Genomic DNA, 22,270 nt, shown 5'->3' with positions numbered 1-22,270 from the left:
TACTTTTATATACTAACGTAGTCTGCATCAAGGTTCAATGCGTCTGTCGATATTTGTTTATAAATAATTTTTCAAGATATTCAAGTTCTACTTATAAACCAGCTCTAATAGAAAACCATTCTCAATTACGTTATTTTATCCCCTAAAAATAGGAATTATAAGTACAGTTACCCAATTAAAAACGACGTATTTTCAACAACAACATGAAGCGGCTAAAAGAAAGAAGGAGATGTCCCTGACAAGGACTTCTCCTTCTTGAATAGCACCCTAAAAAGGATACTGCCTTGGAATCAAACATGCTCCCTATTCTTCACACATGTGGTGGCTCCCATGACTTCTTATTCCATCCAAGCCGATGATGCAGCACCTTCATATCCCGATCCAGCGTAACAGCCACGCCGAATGGCATCCGATTATTGCTCCAGAAGCGAAGATCACTCCAAGTGACTTCATACCCATCCCTATTTTCCTGCACTTGCACATGCACGCGATCAGCAAATTTCAGAAAGGCTTGCACTCCATCCTCATGGATAGCAGCCTGTATAGCATGTTCTAGTGCTATATGGCCTTCCTGCGTCTTCAACACAGTCGTATCTACCCTTACCATCCCTCTATGCACGCTGCCCGCCTTGTAGCAATCACCGCAATCCGCAGTAAATTGCCAGCTTCTCCCCCATAGAGTAGGCACTAGCGTAACCCGAGTGCTGCTTCCGAACTCGTAGCGCAGCCTTTTTCTAATCCAGCCACTCCTATACAGCCGCCATAGGATATAAGCCAACGTTACTATATAAATAATCGCGAACATGGGAGCAGGACTATAGGTTCCAGTCAGCCATAATGAGACTCCAATACTATGCAGACCGAACATATAGGGATCGAATAAACACAAGGTATCGAGATGCCACCATTTGCGTGAGAAAGGCCTTAAGCATTGAACACCGTATGCGTTGAACAGATCGAGAAAAATATGAAAGCATACCGCAATGAACGTCCAACCGACAACTAACAGACTATGCTCCAGGACACCAAATCCCCAAGCGATCGGAATGCCGAGAGTTGCTGCCCACACTAGAGGAGCAGGCAATGAATGCGTAACACCTCGGTGATGACGCACATAGGCAGCCTGACCCTTCAGACGGACAACGGTGTCCATATCCGGTGCATGGCTTCCGACAAGTGTAGCCGTAATAATGGCATAAGCGAGCTCTGGCTGGGCAGCAACTACAGGATCAATAAAGCTAAGTCCTCCTAAAGTCATACCAAACAGCAAATGGCTTCCCGTATCCATGTTAGCAGCACCTCCGATTGATTACATCGGAACGATCATAATCCCGAATCGTTAACGGATCATTCTCGGAGCATGTTGATTTTGTAAGGAGTGCACTTAATCCAATTTGTGTATCTTCGTATGGTACAAATCATAAGCCGCGGTTGCGTTTACAAAAACACTCTTCGCTTCTTCTTCCAAGGCAGCCAAGTCCTCTAGGGCAAACCGCGAACTGAAATGCGTCATAATGAGCCGCTTGGAGCCTGCTGCTCTAGCAATCTCTGCAGCCTCGACCGTTGTAGAGTGCCCGTAGAGATGAGCCTTCGCCTCTTGTCCAGCAGCAAAAGTAGCCTCGTGAACGAGCACATCTGCATCCTGCGCCAGCTTCATTGCATTGTCACAAGGCTTCGTGTCTCCCGCAATAGCGATAATACGGCCTTTATGCGGCTCTCCTGTCACCTCTTCCGAACGAATTAATTGCCCACTTGGCAGCAGCACGTCATCGCCCCGTTTCAACTGTCCATACAAAGGACCTTCTTGTACGCCAAGCTGCTTAAGCAGCTCTATATCTAATTTCCCTGGGCGGTCACGCTCCGTAATCCGATAACCGAAGCAAGGAAGGCGATGCTCTAACGGCCAAGCCTCTACAATGAAGCGCTCATCCTCATAGATGACGCCTTCCGTAATTTCTTCAATATGCATTTCGTAATCGATACGAGTTCCACTAAGTCGCATCGATACCTCGATGAATTCACGAATACCCGGAGGACCGAATATACGCATTGGATCATTGCCTCCTACATAGGAGCGAGTGCTTAATAAACCAGGAATACCAAAGGTATGATCGCCATGAAGATGAGTTACGAATAGGATATCCAGCTTATTCAGCTTGATCGTTGATCGCATGAGTTGATGCTGCGTGCCCTCTCCGGCATCGAACATCCACACCTTGCAGTCCGGCTCCGGCAGCCTTACAGCTATAGAAGTGACGTTCCGCTCCTTCGTCGGCCTTCCTGCTCCTGTTCCAAGAAACCACATTTCCATCTATCTCACCTCACGTTGCTGCGGTATGAAACCGCGGAATAGGATGAAAGCCCCCGCAGGATGCTGATTATAGCAATCGATGCGGAGGCTTTTATGAATGCTGCTGCTATCTTTCTACCTTTTCTACGTTGAAATATTGCGCTTCTGGATGTGCGAACACCATCGCCGATACTGAAGCCTCCGGCTCCATCATGAAGCCCTCGGTAAGCTCAACACCAATATCCTCCGGCTTCATCAGATCGAACAGCGGCTCTTGATCCTCCAGATTCGGACATGCCGGATAGCCGAACGATACACGAATCCCTTGATAACGTGCACCATGACGCTGCTTCATTGTCATTGTACTAGAGTCTGGGAAGCCCCAGACATCACGCATCATATGGTGAACGCGCTCTGCCATCGCTTCCGCTACTTCAAGCGCAACGGATTGAAGCGCATGAGAACGCAAGTAATCGCCTTGGTCTTTCCATACATTCGCAAGATCACGAACGCCTTCTCCAGCTGTTACAACCAGGAATCCAACATAATCCATAATACCGCTGCTTACCGGCTTCAGGAAGTCTGCAAGACAGAGGAACGGTTCCACCTGTTGACGAGGGAAGGTGAAGCGTTTGATTTCTTTCGTCGTATCCTCTGGGTCATAAATAATAATGTCATTGCCCGAGGACTGCGCAGGGAAGAAGCGATACATGCCATGCGCGCGAATAATTTTCGTTGCAGCTGCTTCTTGAAGAATGCCATCAACCGTCGCCTTCAGCTGTACCGCCTTATCATTGCCCTCTTTGAGCAGATTGTCTACATTGCCTTTGAGCCCAAGGTGATGGCCCAGCAGCATCTGCATATTGACATAAGGCACGATGTGCGGAATGCGTACATCACGCAGTACATGTCGATTCAAGTCAGGCGGAATGTACACCGGTGCATCAACGGAAACGTTCGAGCGAACCGCACGGGTAAGCTGTGGCAATGGCTTCTTCTCTTCAACATCCTCGCCTCCCGAAGCTTTGAATGCCGCCATTTCCTCTTCCATTCGATTACGGTGCTCTTTATCCATCAGCTTGTTCGCTAGATCGAGCCCATCCATCGCATCCTTGGCATAGAGAACAAGGCCATCATACTCTGGGCCGATACGATTCTTGGTGAACTTCCGAGTCAGAGCTGCGCCGCCTACCATAATCGGTGCATCAATACCGGCATTACGCATATCCTGCGCGGTGATAACCATCTGCTGAGCTGATTTAACGAGCAGACCCGACAGACCAATGACATCCGCTTTTTCATTGCGATAAGCTTCAATCAGCTTCTCTGGCGGAACTTTGATGCCTAGATTGATTATTTTATAACCATTGTTCGACAAAATAATTTCAACCAAGTTTTTACCGATATCATGCACATCGCCTTTAACTGTAGCTAGAATAATCTTGCCTTTCACTGACGTCTCGTCCTTCTCCATGAACCCTTCCAGGTAAGCCACAGATGCTTTCATAACCTCGGCGCTTTGCAGCACTTCCGCTACGATCAGCTCATTGTTGTTGAATAGACGTCCGACTTCCTCCATACCGCGCATCAATGGTCCGTTAATGACCTCGAGAGCCGTATATTTCGCAAGAGCAATTTCTAAATCCGGGATAAGTCCTTCTTTCGTACCTTCCACGACATAGGAAGCCAAGCGCTCTTCGAGGGTAAGAGTAGAGATTTTCTCTTTCTTGACGACTTTCTTCTCACGGAAAGCTGCCACGAACGCCGCTAGAGTCTCATCTGTTGTATTGTAGATCAAGTCCTCAGCCAATCTGCGCTCTTCCTCCGGAATGGACGCATAACGCTCCAGCTTCTCCGTATTCACGATAGCGTAGTCAAGTCCCGCCTTCGTGCAGTGATACAGGTAAACGGAGTTGAGCACCTCTCTACCCGCGTCGGGCAAACCGAACGAAATATTGCTTAGTCCCAGAATAGTTTTGGCTAGCGGGAACTTCTCTTTGATTAGCTTAATCCCTTCTATTGTTTCCACAGCAGAGCCGATATATTGCGGATCACCAGAACCGATTGGGAACATATTCGGGTCAAAAATAATATCTTCCGGGTTCATGCCATATTTATTAACGAGCAGGTTATACGATCTCTCCGCTACTTCCAGTTTCGCTTCTCTGGAGACAGCCTGTCCGCGTTCGTCTATAAGAATCATTACAACTGCGGCACCATACCTATGGATGAGTGGCAAAATCTGTTCGAACTTCGCTTCGCCGTCCTCAAGGTTAATGGAGTTAATAATCGCTTTACCTTGCGAATATTTCAGACCGAGCTCAATGATGTGGTCGTAGGTCGAATCAAGCATAAGAGGCACTTTAATCTTCTTAACAACCTCCGGCAAGAAATTGTGAACAGCATGAGCCTCATCAATATCGGTATCTTGTAGATTGATATCGATGACATGAGCTCCGCCCTTCACCTGTGCTCTCGCTATCTCAGATGCTTCATCGTATTTCTCTTCTTTAATCAAGCGTTTGAATTTGCGTGAGCCCGAAATATTCGTTCTCTCACCGATCATGATCGGACGATTCTCAGGCTCAATATATACGGTTTCAATACCAGATACCGCTGGAGGGTGCTCACCATACTTCAAACGCGGTGCATATTGTGCCATCGTATCCGCTAATGCGCGAATATGTGCAGGTGTTGTACCGCAGCAGCCGCCGGCAATGTTCAACCAGCCTTGCTGGGCGAAATCACCGATTTTTCGCGCAAGCGATTCTGGCGATTCATGATAATGTCCGTTCTCATCCGGCAATCCTGCATTCGGGTAACAGCTGATTGCTGAATCAGCAATCTCACTAAGTGAACGAATATGGTCACGCATGAATTCCGGCCCTGTTGCACAGTTCAAGCCGATCGAGATAGGCTTCAAATGCTCCAAAGAAATATAGAACGATTCAATATTCTGACCAGCAAGCGTTGTTCCCATCGGCTCAATCGTGCCCGAGATCATAATCGGAAGCTCGCGGCCTAACGTTTGAAAAGCATTCTTAATACCGATACTGCCCGCTTTTACATTGAGCGTATCCTGTGAGGTTTCCAGCAAGATTGCATCTACATCCGCTTCCATCAGGGCAACTGTCTGCTCGTAATAGCTGTCAACCAGCTCTTCGAACGTCACACCGCCGGTAACAGAAAGCGTCTTCGTCGTTGGACCTAGTGCTCCCGCTACATAACGCGGATGCTCAGGAGTGGAATATTTATCAGCAGCCTCGCGTGCAAGTCTTGCAGCAGCAAGGTTAATTTCACGAGCTTTTTCCGGAATATCATATTCTGCAAGCACTACACTCGTAGCACCGAACGTATTCGTCTCTAAGATGTCCGCGCCTGCCTCCAAATATTGCTCATGGATTGTGCGAATAACGTCGGGACGTGTCAGTACGAGAATCTCATTACAGCCATCCAGGTCTTCTCCCCCGAAATCATCCTCGGTAAGATCCGCTTGCTGGATCATCGTACCCATTGCACCGTCCAGGATGAGTATTCGTTTCTGCATCATTTCTTGTATGGTCGGTCTAGACAATTGTGTGCACCCTTCCTCCGAAAATCATTAACAAATAGTGTAACAGAATCCTTGCTTGCTGAAAAGGTGATCCATCGACAATCGCTTGATTTTGCTATATAATTAGCATATCAGTTAATTTCAATTGGAAAAGAGGGAATGAGCATGGCTGAAATTCGCATTCGTAACACAGAGGAACGTATAACTGGCGAAGAGAATGTTCGCGCTTTTTTAGAGGGTCAAGAGGTTTTATACGAGCACTGGGACGCTTCGAAGCTTCCAGCGCATCTGCAAAATAAATTTGTTCTATCCGATGAAGAGAAAGCAGAAATTCTAGCTACATTCGACGAGGAAATCCAAGAAATTGCAGCACGCCGCGGCTATCAAATCTGGGATCTGATCGCATTGTCTGATGCTAACCCGGATCTGAATGCACTGCTTCAGAAATTCGAACAGGTACACACGCATACGGAGGATGAAGTTCGTGCAATCACTGCCGGCAAAGGTATCTTCATTATCAAAGGCGCTGGCGATGTCGGCTACTTCGACGTTGAGCTAGAGCCAGGCGATGTGATCTCCGTACCTGAGAGATTCCCACACTTCTTCACGCTGATGGACAACCGTGAGATCGTTGCGATTCGTCTCTTTATTGAGAAAGATGGCTGGATTGCTGAGCCATTCGAAGATCCTACCTTTACGAAATAATACTTGATCATGCTTTAGCAATTATAAGCCCCTCGTTCCATCTTATGATGGATACGAGGGGCTTTTTTGATCGTATATGAGACTAGATTAGATATGTTACATCAAGCGAGATTCGACGTTACTTAAAGACACCTAAGCCTCTAGAATTTGCAGCAATTGCTCCAGATGCGAGATCTCATAAGTAGGAATAATCTCATCGTTACGGACAGCGCCATGACGGTTGACCCATACCGAAGTCATACCAATCGTGTTCGCACCAAGAATATCCGTCGTTAGCTTGTCCCCTACCATGATGCCATGGTCAGGCTCTATTCCTAAGCGCTCCAATGCATGAAGGAATATTGGAGCAGCAGGTTTCCCTTGTCCGAACTCACCAGAAATAATAATATGGTCAAAATACGGGGCCAGCTCTGGTACACCAGTCAGCTTCTCCCTCTGCAGATCTGGTGAGCCATTCGTCAATAGAAGCAGCTTATATTTGCCCTTGAGTGCATCAAGGACCTGGAATGTCTCTTCATAGACAATAGGACGCTGGCGGCGTTCAGCCGGGAATTGTTCAGCAAGCTTCGCACCAAGAGCTTCATCCTCAACACCAAGAGCACGAAGTCCTCTCGTCCAAGCCTCCTTACGGTAAGAAGGAGCCAATTGCTCTAGCTTACGGAACTCTGCTTGCTCGCCTTCACGGAAGTCCGCCCACAAGCCTTCAAATGGGTTGATCCCGATCATCTTCGTGAATGGAAACGTCTCATACGATTCATATAAGGAGCGAGCTTCTTGACGTACTGCCTCAAGCAGCTTGACCGGGTCGACACCAGCAGCCTCTGCCCCCGCTTGGCATGTTATCTCAAAAGCTTCTTTCACACTGCGTTCATCCCATAGCAACGTATCATCTAGATCAAATAAAACTGCTTGCTTAGCCATTGTTCCTAACTCTCCCATTATCTATTTTTGGTTAAACGTAATGCCATTCACCTTGGCGAATTCTTTCAGTCGCTCGCTAATGATATCTGTTGGATAGCGATACAGCATACGAGAGAACACCCAGTTGCCGCCTTTCTGCTGTTCAATAATAACGTAGCCCGATTGAACACTGATCGCTTTAATCGCAGCAGTGTTCAGACGCTTATCTCCAGTCATTTTACGTGTCTGAACATAATCCTTGCCTATCGCTATGTACGGACGGCGCAGGAAGAAGACAACAGCCAGTAGAATATAACAGCCGACAGTGACCCAGAACATCGTGGTCATCTCGAAGGTTGGATCACCAGATACAATGAACACATACATCGAAATAAACAAGATGAGCAGTATCGGCGCAATATAGCTTCTTCCTTTGAAGCGTTCTACCTTATCCACTTGGGGAGTAAATCTCGGAGCACCTTGCTTCTTTCTCTGCTGATTAATGACACTCGTATTTTTACGGACTTTGCGTTCCCACGTACGTGACAATGTGTTTCCTCCTCAAATGTGTGAATCAAATCCCGCTCCCATTAGAACGGACGCTTGAACTTCGTAATAAAGCGATTCGGATAGTCATCCGGCAGAGCACTTATATCATCTAGTCGCTTCCATGCTTCTTCAGGAAGCGTCCATCCAACTGAGCCGATATTATCCTCATACTGAGCCAGCGTGCTTGCGCCAAAGATTGGTGAAGTGATCCCTTCGCGCTGAAGCAGCCAGTTCAGAGCAACTTGGGCAGGTGTCTTATCCAGCTCAGAGGCAATATCTCGAACTGCATCGAGGATGGCAAAGTTGCCTTCACTCGCTCGGTTATGCCATGCACTCTCCCCAATCTTCGATGTCAATCGGCCTTCGGTAGGCTCGTTCCGATCATACCGGCCCGTTAGAAAACCACCGCCTAGTGGTGCCCATGGAATAACACCGACATTCTCCTCCAAGCACAGCGACATGACTTCAATATCCATTTGTCTGCTTACAAGGCTGTATTGAGGCTGAATAGACACGAACCGAACGTAACGGTTCACATCACTCCATGATAACGACTTCATTAATTGCCATGCCAAGAAATTCGAGCACCCTATGTAACGTACTTTACCGGATGTGACCAGGTCATCCAGTGTACGAAGTGTTTCATCTATAGGCGTTGCATGATCCCATACATGAACCTGATACAAGTCGATATAATCCGTCTGCAGTCGCTTTAAGCTTGCTTCAACACCGTCCATTATATGCTTGCGCGACAAGCCGACACCGTTAATATGCGGCTCCGTCGTCATTCTAACCTTCGTTGCAAGAACAACCTCCGAGCGGCGATCTTTAATCGCTTTACCCACAATCTCCTCAGAACGACCGCTTACATACACATTGGCAGTGTCAAGGAAATTACCTCCGTGGGCGAGAAAACGGTTAATCATTTCTATAGAATCCTGCTCACTCGTCGTATTGCCAAAAGTCATGGTGCCCAAGCACAGCTCCGATACGGCGAGACCGCTTCTTCCAAGTAAATTATAACGCATTATCATCATTCCTTCCCAAGTGTTATTCTTGCAAACCTTCTATTATTGCTTGACGGGGTTACCGTCTTCATCCTCAGCCCATTTAATAGTGTCCAGCTGTTGACGGAAGTTGCTTTTGAAGTTATCCATATATTTTTTGCGCAATAGGGCACGTTCTTCCGTTTCTCCAGCAGTTAAGCCAGTTGATTTATGTTTGCGTGACAATTCGTTAATACGTGCAATTAATTCTTCCACTATATGCTCACCTCACTTGCTATATAAAAATAATTCCTTAACTACTTTGACATCTCCCACAATCAATTGTCAAGGCGTTGAACCTAACTGTTGCAAAAAGGACAGGTAGAGTCGGCATCTTCATGCGCCTCTACCTGTCCTATCATACACTTCCTAATTAGGAATAATCAATTTCTGTCCGGGTTGAATGCTTGCCGACTGAAGCCGATTACGCTGTTGAATCTCGTATATTGTTCTCCTTATGTCATCTCTTCCATCTGTATAGCGCTTGGCTATTGACCAAAGCGTATCTCCATAGACCACGATAACACTTATCTCATCAGCACTCGCGACCAGCTCTTCTGTCGATGCGTCTGTCTTCATTAATAGGAAGCTGCTGAATAGCAGCATAAAGACGAGACAGCTGGCAGCGAGCTTGACCCCATGCCGCTTAATCACTCTGTGTAACCGATTATGCAAAGACTCTGTGGGTCTAGTTGTTTCTTCATGGATTGTTTTATAAAAAGCCGGATTCATCATCATCATTATCATCCACCCCAAACGTTTGTTCTGTTCTTAGAATACACGAACAAGTGTTTGCGGTCAATAGAAAATGCGAACTTTTGTTTTTAAGAACTTACGTTTGTACGAACTCCGGTTCTATGTTATAATTTGCTACAAATCTATTAATGGAGTGATTTCTTTGTCGAAGATTTCTAACCGCCAACAGTCGATTCTTGAATTTATAAAGAATGAAGTCAAGGATAAAGGATATCCGCCTTCCGTTCGTGAAATTGGCGAAGCAGTCGGACTCGCATCAAGCTCCACTGTTCACGGACATTTGGATCGCTTGGAGAAGAAAGGCCTTATTCGCCGCGACCCTACGAAGCCTAGAGCAATTGAAATATTAGATCAAGAAGGCGTTGACGGCATTATTCGTCCATCCGTCGCGCAAGTTCCTATAGTCGGCAAAGTTACAGCAGGTATCCCGATTACAGCTACTGAGAATATAGAGGAGTACTTCCCGCTGCCTTCACATTTTGTCGGTGATGACGATGTCTTCATCCTCAATGTCATCGGAGAGAGCATGATCGAGGCCGGTATACATAACGGCGACTATGTCATCGTACGCCAACAGCCAACTGCGATTAACGGCGATATTGTTGTAGCGATGACCGAGGATGATGAAGCGACTGTCAAAACCTTCTACCGCGAGAAGGATCATATTCGTCTGCAGCCTGAGAATTCATCTATGGAACCAATCAGACTTCAGAATGTGACTATACTCGGCAAGGTAGTCGGCCTATTCCGTGACTTCCACTAGATTGAACCCAAAGAGGCTGTTCCCGCAATAACCGATCACGATCGGATTGCAGGAACAGCTTTTTTCGTGCACTAATCTGGAAAATCGACGTTTGGTTCAGCCTTACCTTAGACAGAATTAAACATTCCGCTAATGTACGTATTCAATCTTGTTCCCATCTCGTTACGTACCATATGACGCAGCAATGCGTATTCGCTCACATAGCCGCGCAGCCTAATTTCATAAAGCACGCCCTCTTCGTTGCGCCTAACTTCTGAAATTACGGCATTCATTGCTCTGATCTGCTGCCTCACCTCATTCATGTCCTTATTAATGATACGCATTAGCATATCGGAGCTGTTAATAAACAGCTTCTTAATCGAATATTCACTATGCTCCAATTTCTCCTTATTCCGGTCAACCATATCGAGCAGCATTGGCAATATACAATAGTCCTTAATCAGCTTCATTTCCAGTTCAGATGGATTGATATTTGATCCGCTCATCTCATTCACCTCATTAGGTGATTGTAATACGAACAAACGTTCTTATCAAGTATTGACTTATTAGCAATGTTCAGAATTTGTCTAGATCCACCTGATAGACTAGGTTACGTTAACTATTCAAGACCTCTTTTATTTGGACCTGCATCACTTAGCAGGTCATTTTTTTTGCAGCATACAGGAGTTTACTCCAATTTTAATTCCTTGATCGCTATTTCGTATTTTTTCAACCTTGCGTAATCCTCCGCCGTCACATTTGGAATGCGTGATAAATCCTGATTATCCTCAATATCAAGTATTTTCACAGCTCTCGCTAGTGGATCAAGCTTAATTCTACATATAAATTCATCATAGGTTTCTCCATTTCTTCTAGTTAAGCTATCGACTGCATTCACAACTCCCTCATCAAAGCCTCTCTCTCGCAAATCGTTCAGTGTCACAACGGTATCTTCTACTATATCATGCAGTAACGCAACTATTTGAGAGCGTTCATCCTGTGCCTTCAGCATTAGCCGTAGTGGATGAAGAATGTAGGGGCTACCTCCTTTATCCGTTTGTCCCTGATGCATCTCAGCAGCCAAAATTATAGCGTTTGTTAGATCAGACATTGATTTACCTCCTTATCTGTAAAATCATCCTCGTACTTGACTGAACAGAACCATATTATCATTCGGTTATACTAGCCGGAGTACTTAATGTTATAAATTGATTCCTCTCGAAGATTAATAGAACTAATTAGAAAAAGGGACATCCCATTGAGATGAAATACCTCTCAGAGATGCCCCATATTTATTTTACATCCGCACTATTCTGCGGTTCCACTTCTAGTACAGCGTCAAATACTGATCGCGTTCCCATTGGTGAACTTGTGTCTTATACATATCCCACTCGATTTCTTTCAGCTCATAGAAGTGAGCAAGAGCATGGTCGCCGAGTGCGTCGCAGATTACTTCACTGCGGAGCAGCTCGTCCAACGCTTCTTTGAGATCGGCTGGCAAGCTAGGCACGCCGGACTCGATACGCTCTTCTTCTGTCATGATGTAGATATTGCGGTCGATTGGAGCAGGCAATGGCGTTTTGTTCTTGATACCGTCCAGACCGGCTTTCAGCATAACAGCAAGAGCCAGGTAAGGGTTAGCAGCCGGATCCGGGTTACGAACCTCTACACGAGTGCTGAGGCCGCGTGAAGCTGGAATACGAATCATAGGCGAACGGTTGCTCGCGGACCATGCCACGTAGCAAGGTGCTTCATAGCCTGGAACAAGACGTTTGTAAGAGTTGATCGTTGGGTTCGTGATTGCAGCCATAGAACGAGCATGCTCCAGAACACCAGCCATATAGTAACGAGCTGTTGCGCTAAGGCCAAGTCTGTCCTTCTCGTCGTAGAACACGTTCGTGTTGCCTTGGAACAAGGATTGGTGACAGTGCATACCGGAGCCGTTCACACCGAACAGTGGTTTAGGCATGAATGTCGCATGAAGACCATGCTGTCTTGCAATTGTTTTTACAACAAGCTTGAAGGTTTGGATCTGGTCAGCAGCTTTGATCGCATCTGCATATTTGAAGTCAATTTCATGCTGGCCTGGTGCAACCTCATGGTGAGAAGCTTCGATCTCGAAGCCCATCTCTTCAAGAGTAAGTACGATTTCACGACGGCAGTTCTCACCCATATCCATAGGAGCTAGGTCGAAGTATCCGCCTTGGTCATTCAATTCCGTAGTTGGCTCACCGCGCTCATCGGTTTTGAACAGGAAGAATTCCGGCTCTGGACCAACATTCATAGAGGTATAGCCCATTTCTTCTGCTTCAACAAGCGCACGCTTCAGGATACCGCGCGGATCTCCTGCGAATGGTGTGCCATCTGGCATATAGATATCACAAATAAGGCGAGCAACTCTATCTTGAGCAACCCAAGGGAATACAACCCAAGTATCCAGATCAGGGTATAAGTACATGTCAGATTCTTCGATCCTTACATAACCTTCAATGGAAGATCCATCGAACATCATTTTATTATCAAGGGCCTTTTCCAATTGGCTGACAGGAATTTCAACGTTCTTGATGGTTCCGAGCAAATCCGTGAACTGCAGACGGATAAAACGTACATTCTGTTCCTCGGCAATTCTTCTAATATCCTCTTTAGTAAAGCTCACACAATCATCTCCTTTAATTAGTGTATCAGTTAGTTAGAATGAATTAGCGCTTGTTCAAGAAACGAGATAATTGACCTTGAATCATTGAAGCTTGGCCTGGACGTTTCTCAAGCAGCTGCTGCTTCAGCAGGCGGTGAAGCTGAGCATCAGACAACTCTCTGCGCTTCACTTCAGACTGCTCACTGACAATGGTGGCATCGTCAGACTCTTTGGAAACCGGATACATCACTTGCTTGATGCCGGCGATATTAACGCCTTTTTCAATTAATGCTTTGATCTCTAGTAATCGTTCCACATCGTTAAAAGAAAATAATCGTTGGTTACCGCCAGTTCTAGCAGGTACGATTAATTCATGCTGTTCGTAATAACGAATCTGACGGGCTGTTAGATCCGTCAGCTTCATTACGATGCCGATAGGGAACAAAGCCATATTTCTACGTATATCATCAGCCATGTCGCATCAACCTTCCACTCGCTCGTTATATGTTTATTTTAACTCCCTTCCAAAAACGTGTCAAGTTGTGTGAGGTTTAATTACAATTAATCCACTTTTCACGAGTTTGCTCAGAGCAGTCAAAACACCAAATTTGGCATGTGCGAATGTGAGTCCCCCCTGCATATATGCGATATACGGCTCACGTATCGGAGCATCGGCAGACAGCTCAAGGCTGCCGCCTTGGATGAACGTACCTGCAGCCATAATGACAGGATGCTCATACCCGGGCATCGCCCATGGCTCAGGCACGACATGTGCATCTACCGCAGCTGCCTGCTGAATGCCTTGTACGAATGATATCAAATGCTCTGCACTGCCGAACCGCACAGCTTGAATAAGGTCTGTACGCGCAGCATCCCAGCGAGGCTGAGTCTCGAATCCAAGCTGCTCGAACAACGCTGCTGCGAATATGCTCCCCTTCACAGCTTGTCCAACGAGATGAGGGGCTAAGAATAACCCCTGATAAATTGATCGCAAGGTACCTAGCATGGCACCAACCTCGCCGCCAATACCCGGAGCGGTTAAGCGATAGGCTGCTGCTTCAACAGCTGAGGCTGTTCCGGTAATATATCCACCTGTCGATGCTATGCCGCCGCCAGGATTTTTAATCAGTGATCCTGCCATAATATCTACACCTACTTGTGTCGGCTCCAGCAGCTCGGTGAATTCCCCATAGCAGTTGTCGACGAACACAAGTACATCCGGCTTCAATTGTTTTACCCTTCTTACCATTTCTCCAATCTGCTCGACTGTAAAGGATGCTCTCCAGCTGTAACCGCGGGAGCGTTGGATGCCAATGACTTTGGTCTTGTCGCTAATGCTCCTCGCAATGACATCCCAATCAATCTCACCCTGCTCCAGCAATGGAACCTCGTTATAGTGAATGCCGAAGTCCTGTAGAGACCCCGTTCCATCGCCAGGCTTGCCAATGACTTTATGCAGCGTGTCATAAGGCGTACCCGTTATGTACAGTAATTCGTCTCCTGGACGCAAGAGACCGAATAATGCACAGCTTATCGTATGTGTTCCTGATACGAAATGAGGACGCACGAGCGCCGCCTCCGCTCCGAACACATCAGCATAGACGAGATCAAGAACCTCTCGTCCACTGTCATTATATCCATACCCTGTCGAACCTGAGAAATGAAAATCACTTACCTTATGACGTTGAAAGGCCCTAATTACCTTCCACTGATTGCGCTCTGCAATTCGATCCATTGCCCGAAGATTGTCTGAGGCAAGCTGCTGCGCCTCCTCAGCCAACTCTTCTAGCCGTTCCCATACGTTATCATATCCATGCTGCTCTTGGGCTTTCATTCCAGCTTCGTCTCTCCCTTTAGTTAACGTAACCAAGTTCCATTATTCTATATATGGCTGCAAGCGTTGCCCGTTAATTTCATAATCCTGCTGACTGACCAGAACGGTTAGACGCAGTGAATCGCCATCTACATCCTGAGCCACTACCTCCCCGCTGCGATAGGCAAGCGCAATAAGATCACCACGCTCAGCTGGCACCATGAACGTTAATGTGTCTCCTGTAAGCTTATCTTGTATCGTCTGGCGCAGCAAGCTGAGGTCATCTTCATCAAAGGCGCTAATAACAAGAATATCTCCCGCCGTTCTCGGCAAGCTCTGACACTCAGGTGTCCATAGATCTTTCTTATTATAAAGCGATAAGCTTGGTGTTCCTGAAGCGCCTAGCTCGCCTAGAATCGAATCTACAACCGCAATCTGTTCATCTCTCATCGGCGAGCTGCTGTCAATGACATGGAGCACCAGATCCGCCTCATTCACTTCCTCCAGCGTAGCACGGAATGCAGCAACCAGATCATGCGGCAGATTCTGAATAAAACCTACAGTGTCGGTAATAACGACCTCACGCCCGTTAGGCAGCTCAAGTGTCCGTGAGGTTGGATCGAGTGTAGCGAACAGCTGATTCTCCACATACACATCTGCACTCGTCAGCTCGCGCAGCAGCGTCGATTTGCCAGCATTCGTGTAGCCCACAAGAGCAACCTGAATCACTCCAGCCTTCTTCCGCCGCTCACGATGCAGCTTGCGGTGTCTGACAACCTCCTCAAGCTGCGTTTTCAGATCATGGATGCGATCGCGAATATGCCGGCGGTCGGTCTCCAGCTTCGATTCTCCCGGCCCTCTAGTCCCGATTCCCCCGCCAAGACGTGACAGATTTTTCCCGTGTCCAGACAGCCTTGGCAGCAGATAGCTAAGCTGAGCAAGCTCTACTTGAATAATCCCTTCCCGCGTTTTGGCGCGCTGCGCGAAGATATCCAGAATCAGCTGTGTTCGGTCCACGATTTTCAGATCAAGAGCTTCTTCCAGGTTGCGTACCTGAGCACCTGACAGCTCTTGATCAAAAATGGCAGTTGTTGCTTCCATCTCATCAGCTAATGCCTTCACTTCCTGAACCTTTCCCTTACCGATAAACCATTTGGAGTCTTTGGCTTCCTTATTCTGCGTTAAAGTCGTCAACACCTCAACGCCGGCTGTTTCTGCTAATTGGATAAGCTCTTGAAGCGAATGCTCAGGATCACTAATACCTTTTTTGACATCTGGCGTTACCAGACTGACAAGAATAGCTTTCTCCTGCATCGTCATTCGCGTATCAAATGTTTTCTCTCGCATGCAAGGCTCCTTTGGTCATATCGTCGCTATCATTTCATAACCATTCACTTTGTATCCCACTTCAGATCCTCAGGCTTGATCGTCATAAGCTCCTGCTTCGGCGGGACCCCGCTGGCATATTGATTCAGCAGTCTGACCGCTTGATGCCTGATCGCCTTCTCAATTAAGTTCCGAACATAGCGAGCATTACTGAACGAGAACAGATCATTTAATTTCTCCTGCATCAAATGCTGTCTAAGCTTGAATATGGACGCTGGCATCAAATAATAATCTCGATCCTTCGACATAAGCTCAGAGATTTGGATCAGCTGATCAACCGAATAGTCTGGAAAATCGATTTGAATAGGAAAGCGTGAAGGTAATCCCGGATTCGTTAGCAAAAAATGATCGATTTCTGCAGGATACCCTGCCAATATCAATACAAATTGGCTCCGATTATCTTCCATCGCTTTGACCAGCGTATCGATTGCCTCTTTACCGAAATCCTTCTCCCCGCCTCGTGCCAGACTATACGCCTCATCCACAAATAAGACACCGCCGATGGCTTTGCGTACAAGATCTCTGGTCTTCTGAGCAGTATGACCGATATATTCCCCTACTAAGTCTGCCCGTTCCACCTCAATAAGATGACCTTTCGACAAAACGCCCATTTTCTGAAACAATTTGGCTACAATTCGAGCGATGGTCGTCTTGCCCGTCCCCGGGTTCCCTTTGAATATCATATGATACACATGCGAGCCACCGAATAGTCCCGCTTCCGACCGCATTCGACTTATATACAGAAGGGCATAAATCTCATAGACCAGCGCCTTGACATTATCCATGCCAATCATTGGCTCTAGATCCTTCTGAATTTCCGCAAAATGATCACTGGTCGGGAGCGGCTTAACAGACGGTAACGGCTCACTCTCTACAACAGGGGCAGACGCTGCCACCTGATAGGGCTCCTGGGTTCTTAGAATTACGTTAATCTGACGGGACGGTCTTGCTCCGTTATTCGATCCCGATATGACATGTCCGCTCATCTGTAGCATCACCTATCCTTCGCACCGTCGCTGTACGGAGATATCCGTTAGCTGCCCCTGAAGGGGAGGCCCGGCATATCCCGCTATACAAGTGTATTCTATCGGAATCGGTCATATTAACAGATTTACAGGACAGAGTCAGGAGAACGATAACCCAAACGTAGCAACACCGCATCCAGCTTCCATTTGGTGAACGCCAGCACTTCACGTGATTCATTATAAATAGGCTTCAATACCTCGGATTTCATAGCTGCTGGCTTAGCATCCGGATAGTCCAAATAACGTGCAATCTCCATTGCTCTTGGCGAATGGTAATCATGCGTAATGATCAATAGACTGGAAAATTCATTGCGTTCAGCGATGATCTTGCTGTTAAGCAGATTCTCATAGGTGCTGCGCGAAGCATTCTCCAGCAGCAGCTTGCTAGAGGGAACGCCTTTCTCCATCAAATACACTTGCATACCCTCAGCTTCCGTCTGCTTGGAGCCATTGCCATCCAGTCCACCGGATAAAATAAGGTACTTCACATTGCCTGCTGAATAAAGCTCATAGGCAAGATCGAGTCGTTCTCTGAGCGCGGGGCTCGGTACATCATTCCATAATGCCGCTCCTAGTACAATTCCTGCATCCGCTCTCGCAATAGGCTTGGACGAGTCATAGCTATTGATTAACCACAGCAGGTATCCACACCATACAACCCCTGCAACAATGCCCCAAGCTATAATACGAAACAGGAGCAGCCACGGACGAAATTTCTTCCGTCGTTTGCGTGACCTGCTCCTCGTCTGAACAACATTTTTCATGATTCGCTTAGCTCCCCAGTTCTCTCGGACAAGCTTTTGCGGTGCTTCAAGCTTAACGTGAAATACCGAAACCGTCCGTTCCGAATGCTGGACAGCAATCTTCCTGCAGTCTTCCGGGCTAGTGCTGCCTCTTTGCCTGTTACATCGCCTTGCCTTACAGCATCCTCAAGCTCATCTTCATCCATAAGAAATACTTCACCGCTTGGCAATACAACTACATCCAAATACAGATCATCAAACCAAGGCACCTGCTGGTCCGTAAGCCCTTGCGTCTTGCATATATCGATATACCACTGCACGACACGACCCTTATCGTCAAACATCGTCGTCACGACGAAATGCTCTCCTCTTGGATAATGCTGCATCCACAAATAGCCGCGGTCTGCCAAGCAGAGACGACGCCCATTGTATTCCTTCCAGAGCGGTTCGCGCAATTCGTGGATTCGGTAGAACGTGACGAGACCTCTGAACTCATCGTTGTCGAGCGCCAGACTAGTATAGCTCTTGCGAAGTATGCGACGCCAGTTAGCCCGGTCCGAGAATTTTCGTTTCATACGGAACGTACCTTTCCGTTGAGATAAGCCCTAAGCAATGGCTTTCGATGATGATGGATAGCGTTGTAAAAAGCTTACCATAACTTAACGTTCTTCTCCAGCAGACTTGCAAAATAAACCAAGCCTATTTCGGCAGAATAGGCAACAAAAAGATTCGCCGCCCCTAATGGGACGGCGAAATCAACTTTTTATGCTTCTACAATTTCGATTTTCTCAATAATGACTTTATCGACAGGAACCGTTTCTTCAACAGGGGTTTGGGCAATCTCCAGAACGATATCCATTCCGCTATCCACCTTGCCGAATATGGAGTAGTTCGGAATCTGATTCAGATTAGCCGCATCCTCGCCTGTGCAAATAAAGAATTGACTGCCGCCCGTGTTGGGCTTCCCTGTATTCGCCATAGCCAATATGCCAGGCTCATACTTAAGTTCCGTATCCAGCTCATCTGGGATAGAATAACCAGGATTGCCTGTCCCATTCCCTTTCGGGTCGCCACCTTGAATCATATAATCTTCAATGATACGGTGGAATGTTAATCCGTCATAATAGCCTTCACGTGCAAGGAATACGAAATTATTGACGGTTACCGGCGCTTCGCTGGCATACAGCTTAACGGAGAACTCACCTTTGCTCGTTGTGAATTTAGCCGTATAGGACTTATTCAAATCGATCGTCATGTCCGGCATTTTATCCCATTTCATCGTCTTCTCGGACGCTGATGCAGAATTGCCTGAACCATCCGATAATGATTTGTCAGTTAAGCCGCAGCCTGTGAATAACGCTGCTGCAGTCAATAGCATAATGATCGTATGCCAACCGTGCTTCTTGCTCATTGTAACATCCAGCCCCTTATGTGCTGCCGCCTGCTGCTTCGGCTTCATTATTTGTCGGCATATTGCTTGCCTATATTTACTCTATCGTTGCAGTGTTTCCTGTTGCATCTACATTGCCGTTGGCACCGATATCGCCACCAGTACCTTCCTCGACGACGCCACCATTCTGATCGCCTCCGCCGTTCTGGTTACCGCTCCCGTTACCATTTCCATTGCTATTACCATTACCATTGCCGTTTCCATTCCCGTTATTGCCTTCATCAGGATTACCTGGCTGCTCTGTACCTTCTCCAGGCTGATTAGGATCAATACCTGGATCTGGAGTCACTTCGCCCCCTGTGCCATCTCCCGGGATTTCTTCCCCTGTAGGCGGCTCTGGCTCCATTGGCACCTCTGGGATCTCAATCTCCGTCTCAGGCACAATAATCGTTATTTTCTCTGAAGGCTTGCTTGTCAGATTCTTCTCAGGGTTAATCGCTACGACATAATACTCATAGCTCATGCCAGGGAATACACTTAGATCATCCACATTCAATGCCGCAGTATCAACAAACAATTGATAATCCGCTTCGGAAGCATCCTTCCGGTACACTTGGTATTCAATTCCGGCTGCACTGTTAGCTGGAGCTGTCCAAGTGAGCTGTACCTTCAACTCCTCAGGCAAGAATACCGCATTGAAGCTCGTTACAGCAGTCTGTTCCTCCGGAACCTCTTCCTTAATGCCGCTAGGCTGCTTGAAGCTAGACTTCGGAACATCCTTCATCGCCTCAGACATGACTTTGGCGAACATTTTCGCAGCTTGCGAGCTGCTAGTCTTAATGACATGCTTCTCATCTGTCCTATCGTAGCCCATCCATACGGCTGCTGTCCATTCTGGCGTGTAGCCTACGAACCAAGCATCGCGGTTGGCGCTCGAGTTAAAGCCCGGGATACCATGCTGCGTCGTACCTGTTTTACCTGCAACAGGTCTGTCGATACGCGCCGATGTACCAGTACCACTAGATACTACCGTCTGCAGCATCTCTGTCATATACCAAGCTGTTTCGGGCTCCATAAGCTGCTTAGATTCCGGAGCTTTGTACGTAAATACATTTTTATCAGCTCTGTTCTTAATTTCCGTAATCGTGTGCGGATCAACTGACTTGCCGCCGTTAGCGAATACACTATATGCCTCTGCCATTGCGATTGGCGTTACGCCGTTAGTCAGACCACCAAGTGCAATGGCAAGGTTGCGGTCTTCGCTGTCCAGCTCGAAACCAAGCTTCTCAGCAAAAGCGATACCGTTGCTAACGCCGACTGTATTGAGCATCCACACAGCCGGAAGGTTGCGAGAATGCTTGACCGCTTCTTCCATCGTAATCGGCGTCGCGCCCTTGGAATCCTTCGGACAATAGTTGCCGAAGCAGGTTTGATCATTCTTGAGAACTGTCCATGGATAATAATCACCTGTCTCCAGTGCCGGTCCAAAAGAGGTAATCGGCTTAAAGGCCGATCCCGGCTGGCGTGGCATCTCTACCCGGTTCGTTCCCTTCTTCTCGTAATCCCTGCCTCCGGCCATAGCCTGAATGGCGCCATCACGGTGATCCATAATAATCATCGCGCCCTGCACCTTAATCTCATCCTGGCTTTCCTCGAAGTTGGAATCATCGGCGAAGGCTTCCTCAACCGTCGATTGCGCCTTCGGATTAAGCGTCGTATAAATACGATAGCCGCCGATACGAAGCTGCTCCTCAGTCATATCTGGCATAACCTTAACAGCTTCCTCAACCACATAGTCTACAAACGCTGTATAAGGATCACTTTGCTTCTCTTCAATACTAGCTGGCGCCTTATATACCGCTGCGTTCGCTTCATCCTTTTCAGCAGCTGTAATAAAGCCTTGATCATTCATTAGCTTCAGTACGACTCCGCGGCGTGCCACGGAAGATTCAGGATCGTTGATCGGATTGTATCGGTTAGGCGCCTTCGGCATCCCCGCCAGAGTTGCAATCTCCGAAATATCTAAATCCTTAAGCTCTTTGTCGAAGTAGAAATCAGCTGCTGCCTTAATGCCATACATACCTTTGCCGAAGTATATCCGGTTCAGATACATAGTCAGTATTTCTTCCTTGGTGTAGTTATTCTCGAGCGCGACCGCTATAGAAGCTTCAGTCGCTTTACGGAAAAAGGTTTTGTCCGCTGACAAGAACATGTTCTTGGCTAGCTGCTGGGTAATGGTACTGCCGCCCTCAACAGCGCTTCTAGCGATAATATCCTTCACCACTGCACGTCCGACAGAGAAGAAGTCAATTCCGGAATGATCGTAGAATCGCATATCCTCCGTCGCTACGAATGCATTAAGGAGCATCTTCGGAATATCATTGTAATCCACGATCTCACGGTTCTGATCGCCTTGGGACAGCCTCGATACTTCTTCGCCATTCACATCGTAGATGATGGATGCTTCACCTAATACGAGCATATCGGCCTTCTCTGTGAGAATACGTTCACCATTCAATATGATAAGTAAATACCCGATAATACCGCATACGATGGCGATAACCGCCGTGAAAAACAATCCAAAAAACCATTTCCGTCCGGATATCTTTCGCTTTTTCTTTTTCTTGGTTGGTACTGCCTGTCTCGTTCTTGGTCGTTCAGCCATGCTGACTCCCCTCCTGTTGCTCTTTAATCTACTCTGTCTATTTTTACCCAGGAATGAAAAGAACAACCCGAC

At 47.1% G+C, this 22,270-nt stretch carries 21 protein-coding genes; 2 read left to right on the top strand and 19 right to left on the bottom strand.

What is annotated here, in order from left to right; genetic code table 11:
- Positions 1-310 precede the first annotated feature (310 nt).
- From AC6ESP_RS13805 to metH, 3 genes are all read right to left on the bottom strand, one after another.
- A complete protein-coding gene (locus AC6ESP_RS13805) occupies positions 311-1,288 on the bottom strand; it encodes a metal-dependent hydrolase (protein ID WP_497097317.1) in 978 nt (325 codons plus the stop codon).
- 96 nt (positions 1,289-1,384) lie between these two features.
- Entirely contained in the window at positions 1,385-2,311 is a 927-nt protein-coding gene (gene rnz / locus AC6ESP_RS13800; protein ID WP_497097316.1) for a ribonuclease Z, read from the bottom strand.
- A 106-nt stretch (positions 2,312-2,417) separates the two neighbouring features.
- Entirely contained in the window at positions 2,418-5,840 is a 3,423-nt protein-coding gene (metH, locus tag AC6ESP_RS13795; protein ID WP_497097315.1) for a methionine synthase, read from the bottom strand.
- 168 nt (positions 5,841-6,008) lie between these two features.
- Between metH and AC6ESP_RS13790 the strand changes: the two genes are divergently transcribed.
- Positions 6,009-6,548, top strand: coding sequence for a 1,2-dihydroxy-3-keto-5-methylthiopentene dioxygenase (locus AC6ESP_RS13790; protein WP_497097314.1), 540 nt, complete (start codon positions 6,009-6,011; stop codon positions 6,546-6,548).
- Between the two features lie 132 nt (positions 6,549-6,680).
- Here AC6ESP_RS13790 and AC6ESP_RS13785 read toward each other — a convergent pair whose 3' ends face one another.
- From AC6ESP_RS13785 to yneA, 5 genes are all read right to left on the bottom strand, one after another.
- Positions 6,681-7,469, bottom strand: a complete 789-nt coding sequence (locus AC6ESP_RS13785; RefSeq protein ID WP_497097313.1) for an HAD family hydrolase — start codon at positions 7,467-7,469, stop codon at positions 6,681-6,683.
- A 21-nt stretch (positions 7,470-7,490) separates the two neighbouring features.
- Positions 7,491-7,997: a hypothetical protein gene (locus AC6ESP_RS13780; protein ID WP_497097312.1), complete on the bottom strand. Its 507-nt coding sequence runs from the start codon at positions 7,995-7,997 to the stop codon at positions 7,491-7,493.
- 41 nt (positions 7,998-8,038) lie between these two features.
- Complete coding sequence (locus AC6ESP_RS13775) at positions 8,039-9,025, bottom strand: aldo/keto reductase (RefSeq protein WP_497097311.1); 987 nt, start codon at positions 9,023-9,025, stop codon at positions 8,039-8,041.
- A gap of 42 nt (positions 9,026-9,067) precedes the next feature.
- Positions 9,068-9,259, bottom strand: a complete 192-nt coding sequence (locus tag AC6ESP_RS13770) for a DUF896 domain-containing protein (protein ID WP_497097310.1) — start codon at positions 9,257-9,259, stop codon at positions 9,068-9,070.
- A gap of 153 nt (positions 9,260-9,412) precedes the next feature.
- A complete protein-coding gene (gene yneA / locus AC6ESP_RS13765; protein WP_497097309.1) occupies positions 9,413-9,781 on the bottom strand; it encodes a cell division suppressor protein YneA in 369 nt (122 codons plus the stop codon).
- A gap of 160 nt (positions 9,782-9,941) precedes the next feature.
- Between yneA and lexA the strand changes: the two genes are divergently transcribed.
- The gene (gene lexA / locus AC6ESP_RS13760) at positions 9,942-10,562 is read left to right on the top strand and encodes a transcriptional repressor LexA (RefSeq protein ID WP_497097308.1); all 621 of its coding nucleotides are present in this window, start codon (positions 9,942-9,944) and stop codon (positions 10,560-10,562) included.
- Positions 10,563-10,669: 107 nt separating this feature from the next.
- Here the strand turns inward: lexA and AC6ESP_RS13755 are convergent, their stop codons facing one another.
- From AC6ESP_RS13755 to AC6ESP_RS13705, 11 genes are all read right to left on the bottom strand, one after another.
- Positions 10,670-11,047 (bottom strand): YhjD family protein, encoded by a 378-nt coding sequence (locus tag AC6ESP_RS13755; protein WP_497097307.1) that lies wholly within the window; start codon positions 11,045-11,047, stop codon positions 10,670-10,672.
- A 182-nt stretch (positions 11,048-11,229) separates the two neighbouring features.
- Positions 11,230-11,652 (bottom strand): HD domain-containing protein, encoded by a 423-nt coding sequence (locus AC6ESP_RS13750; protein WP_497097306.1) that lies wholly within the window; start codon positions 11,650-11,652, stop codon positions 11,230-11,232.
- A 216-nt stretch (positions 11,653-11,868) separates the two neighbouring features.
- Positions 11,869-13,197 (bottom strand): type I glutamate--ammonia ligase, encoded by a 1,329-nt coding sequence (gene glnA, locus AC6ESP_RS13745; protein ID WP_497097305.1) that lies wholly within the window; start codon positions 13,195-13,197, stop codon positions 11,869-11,871.
- Between the two features lie 43 nt (positions 13,198-13,240).
- The gene (locus AC6ESP_RS13740; protein WP_497097304.1) at positions 13,241-13,651 is read right to left on the bottom strand and encodes a MerR family transcriptional regulator; all 411 of its coding nucleotides are present in this window, start codon (positions 13,649-13,651) and stop codon (positions 13,241-13,243) included.
- A 60-nt stretch (positions 13,652-13,711) separates the two neighbouring features.
- Positions 13,712-15,010, bottom strand: a complete 1,299-nt coding sequence (locus tag AC6ESP_RS13735) for a methionine gamma-lyase family protein (RefSeq protein WP_497097415.1) — start codon at positions 15,008-15,010, stop codon at positions 13,712-13,714.
- A gap of 42 nt (positions 15,011-15,052) precedes the next feature.
- Positions 15,053-16,336: a GTPase HflX gene (gene hflX, locus AC6ESP_RS13730; RefSeq protein WP_497097303.1), complete on the bottom strand. Its 1,284-nt coding sequence runs from the start codon at positions 16,334-16,336 to the stop codon at positions 15,053-15,055.
- A gap of 44 nt (positions 16,337-16,380) precedes the next feature.
- Positions 16,381-17,361 carry an AAA family ATPase gene (locus tag AC6ESP_RS13725; protein ID WP_497097302.1) on the bottom strand — a complete coding sequence of 327 codons (981 nt, stop codon included), beginning with the start codon at positions 17,359-17,361 and terminating at the stop codon, positions 16,381-16,383.
- Between the two features lie 125 nt (positions 17,362-17,486).
- Positions 17,487-18,164, bottom strand: a complete 678-nt coding sequence (locus tag AC6ESP_RS13720) for a YdcF family protein (protein ID WP_497097301.1) — start codon at positions 18,162-18,164, stop codon at positions 17,487-17,489.
- Positions 18,161-18,718: a ribonuclease FAU-1 family protein gene (locus AC6ESP_RS13715; RefSeq protein WP_497097300.1), complete on the bottom strand. Its 558-nt coding sequence runs from the start codon at positions 18,716-18,718 to the stop codon at positions 18,161-18,163. Before AC6ESP_RS13715 ends, AC6ESP_RS13720 begins: the two co-directional genes overlap by 4 nt.
- A gap of 188 nt (positions 18,719-18,906) precedes the next feature.
- Positions 18,907-19,602, bottom strand: coding sequence for a peptidylprolyl isomerase (locus tag AC6ESP_RS13710; protein ID WP_497097299.1), 696 nt, complete (start codon positions 19,600-19,602; stop codon positions 18,907-18,909).
- 28 nt (positions 19,603-19,630) lie between these two features.
- Positions 19,631-22,198 carry a transglycosylase domain-containing protein gene (locus AC6ESP_RS13705; RefSeq protein WP_497097298.1) on the bottom strand — a complete coding sequence of 856 codons (2,568 nt, stop codon included), beginning with the start codon at positions 22,196-22,198 and terminating at the stop codon, positions 19,631-19,633.
- Between the last annotated feature and the right edge of the window lie 72 nt (positions 22,199-22,270).

It is taken from the genome of Paenibacillus xinjiangensis (assembly GCF_059686975.1).
Note: the sequence above shows the minus strand (reverse complement) of the source record. Positions and strands in the feature narration are given on the sequence as shown.

Coding starts and splice junctions, on each gene's coding strand:
- AC6ESP_RS13725 (WP_497097302.1), bottom strand. CDS start 17,361: ATGAGCGGACATGTCATATCGGGATCGAATAACGGAGCAAGACCGTCC.
- AC6ESP_RS13715 (WP_497097300.1), bottom strand. CDS start 18,718: ATGAAACGAAAATTCTCGGACCGGGCTAACTGGCGTCGCATACTTCGC.
- AC6ESP_RS13705 (WP_497097298.1), bottom strand. CDS start 22,198: ATGGCTGAACGACCAAGAACGAGACAGGCAGTACCAACCAAGAAAAAG.
- AC6ESP_RS13805 (WP_497097317.1), bottom strand. CDS start 1,288: ATGGATACGGGAAGCCATTTGCTGTTTGGTATGACTTTAGGAGGACTT.
- AC6ESP_RS13785 (WP_497097313.1), bottom strand. CDS start 7,469: ATGGCTAAGCAAGCAGTTTTATTTGATCTAGATGATACGTTGCTATGG.
- AC6ESP_RS13750 (WP_497097306.1), bottom strand. CDS start 11,652: ATGTCTGATCTAACAAACGCTATAATTTTGGCTGCTGAGATGCATCAG.
- AC6ESP_RS13735 (WP_497097415.1), bottom strand. CDS start 15,010: ATGAAAGCCCAAGAGCAGCATGGATATGATAACGTATGGGAACGGCTA.
- metH (WP_497097315.1), bottom strand. CDS start 5,840: ATGATGCAGAAACGAATACTCATCCTGGACGGTGCAATGGGTACGATG.
- yneA (WP_497097309.1), bottom strand. CDS start 9,781: ATGATGATGAATCCGGCTTTTTATAAAACAATCCATGAAGAAACAACT.
- AC6ESP_RS13775 (WP_497097311.1), bottom strand. CDS start 9,025: ATGCGTTATAATTTACTTGGAAGAAGCGGTCTCGCCGTATCGGAGCTG.
- AC6ESP_RS13790 (WP_497097314.1), top strand. CDS start 6,009: ATGGCTGAAATTCGCATTCGTAACACAGAGGAACGTATAACTGGCGAA.
- AC6ESP_RS13710 (WP_497097299.1), bottom strand. CDS start 19,602: ATGAAGCCGAAGCAGCAGGCGGCAGCACATAAGGGGCTGGATGTTACA.
- hflX (WP_497097303.1), bottom strand. CDS start 16,336: ATGCGAGAGAAAACATTTGATACGCGAATGACGATGCAGGAGAAAGCT.
- AC6ESP_RS13740 (WP_497097304.1), bottom strand. CDS start 13,651: ATGGCTGATGATATACGTAGAAATATGGCTTTGTTCCCTATCGGCATC.
- AC6ESP_RS13720 (WP_497097301.1), bottom strand. CDS start 18,164: ATGAAAAATGTTGTTCAGACGAGGAGCAGGTCACGCAAACGACGGAAG.
- AC6ESP_RS13755 (WP_497097307.1), bottom strand. CDS start 11,047: ATGAGCGGATCAAATATCAATCCATCTGAACTGGAAATGAAGCTGATT.
- rnz (WP_497097316.1), bottom strand. CDS start 2,311: ATGGAAATGTGGTTTCTTGGAACAGGAGCAGGAAGGCCGACGAAGGAG.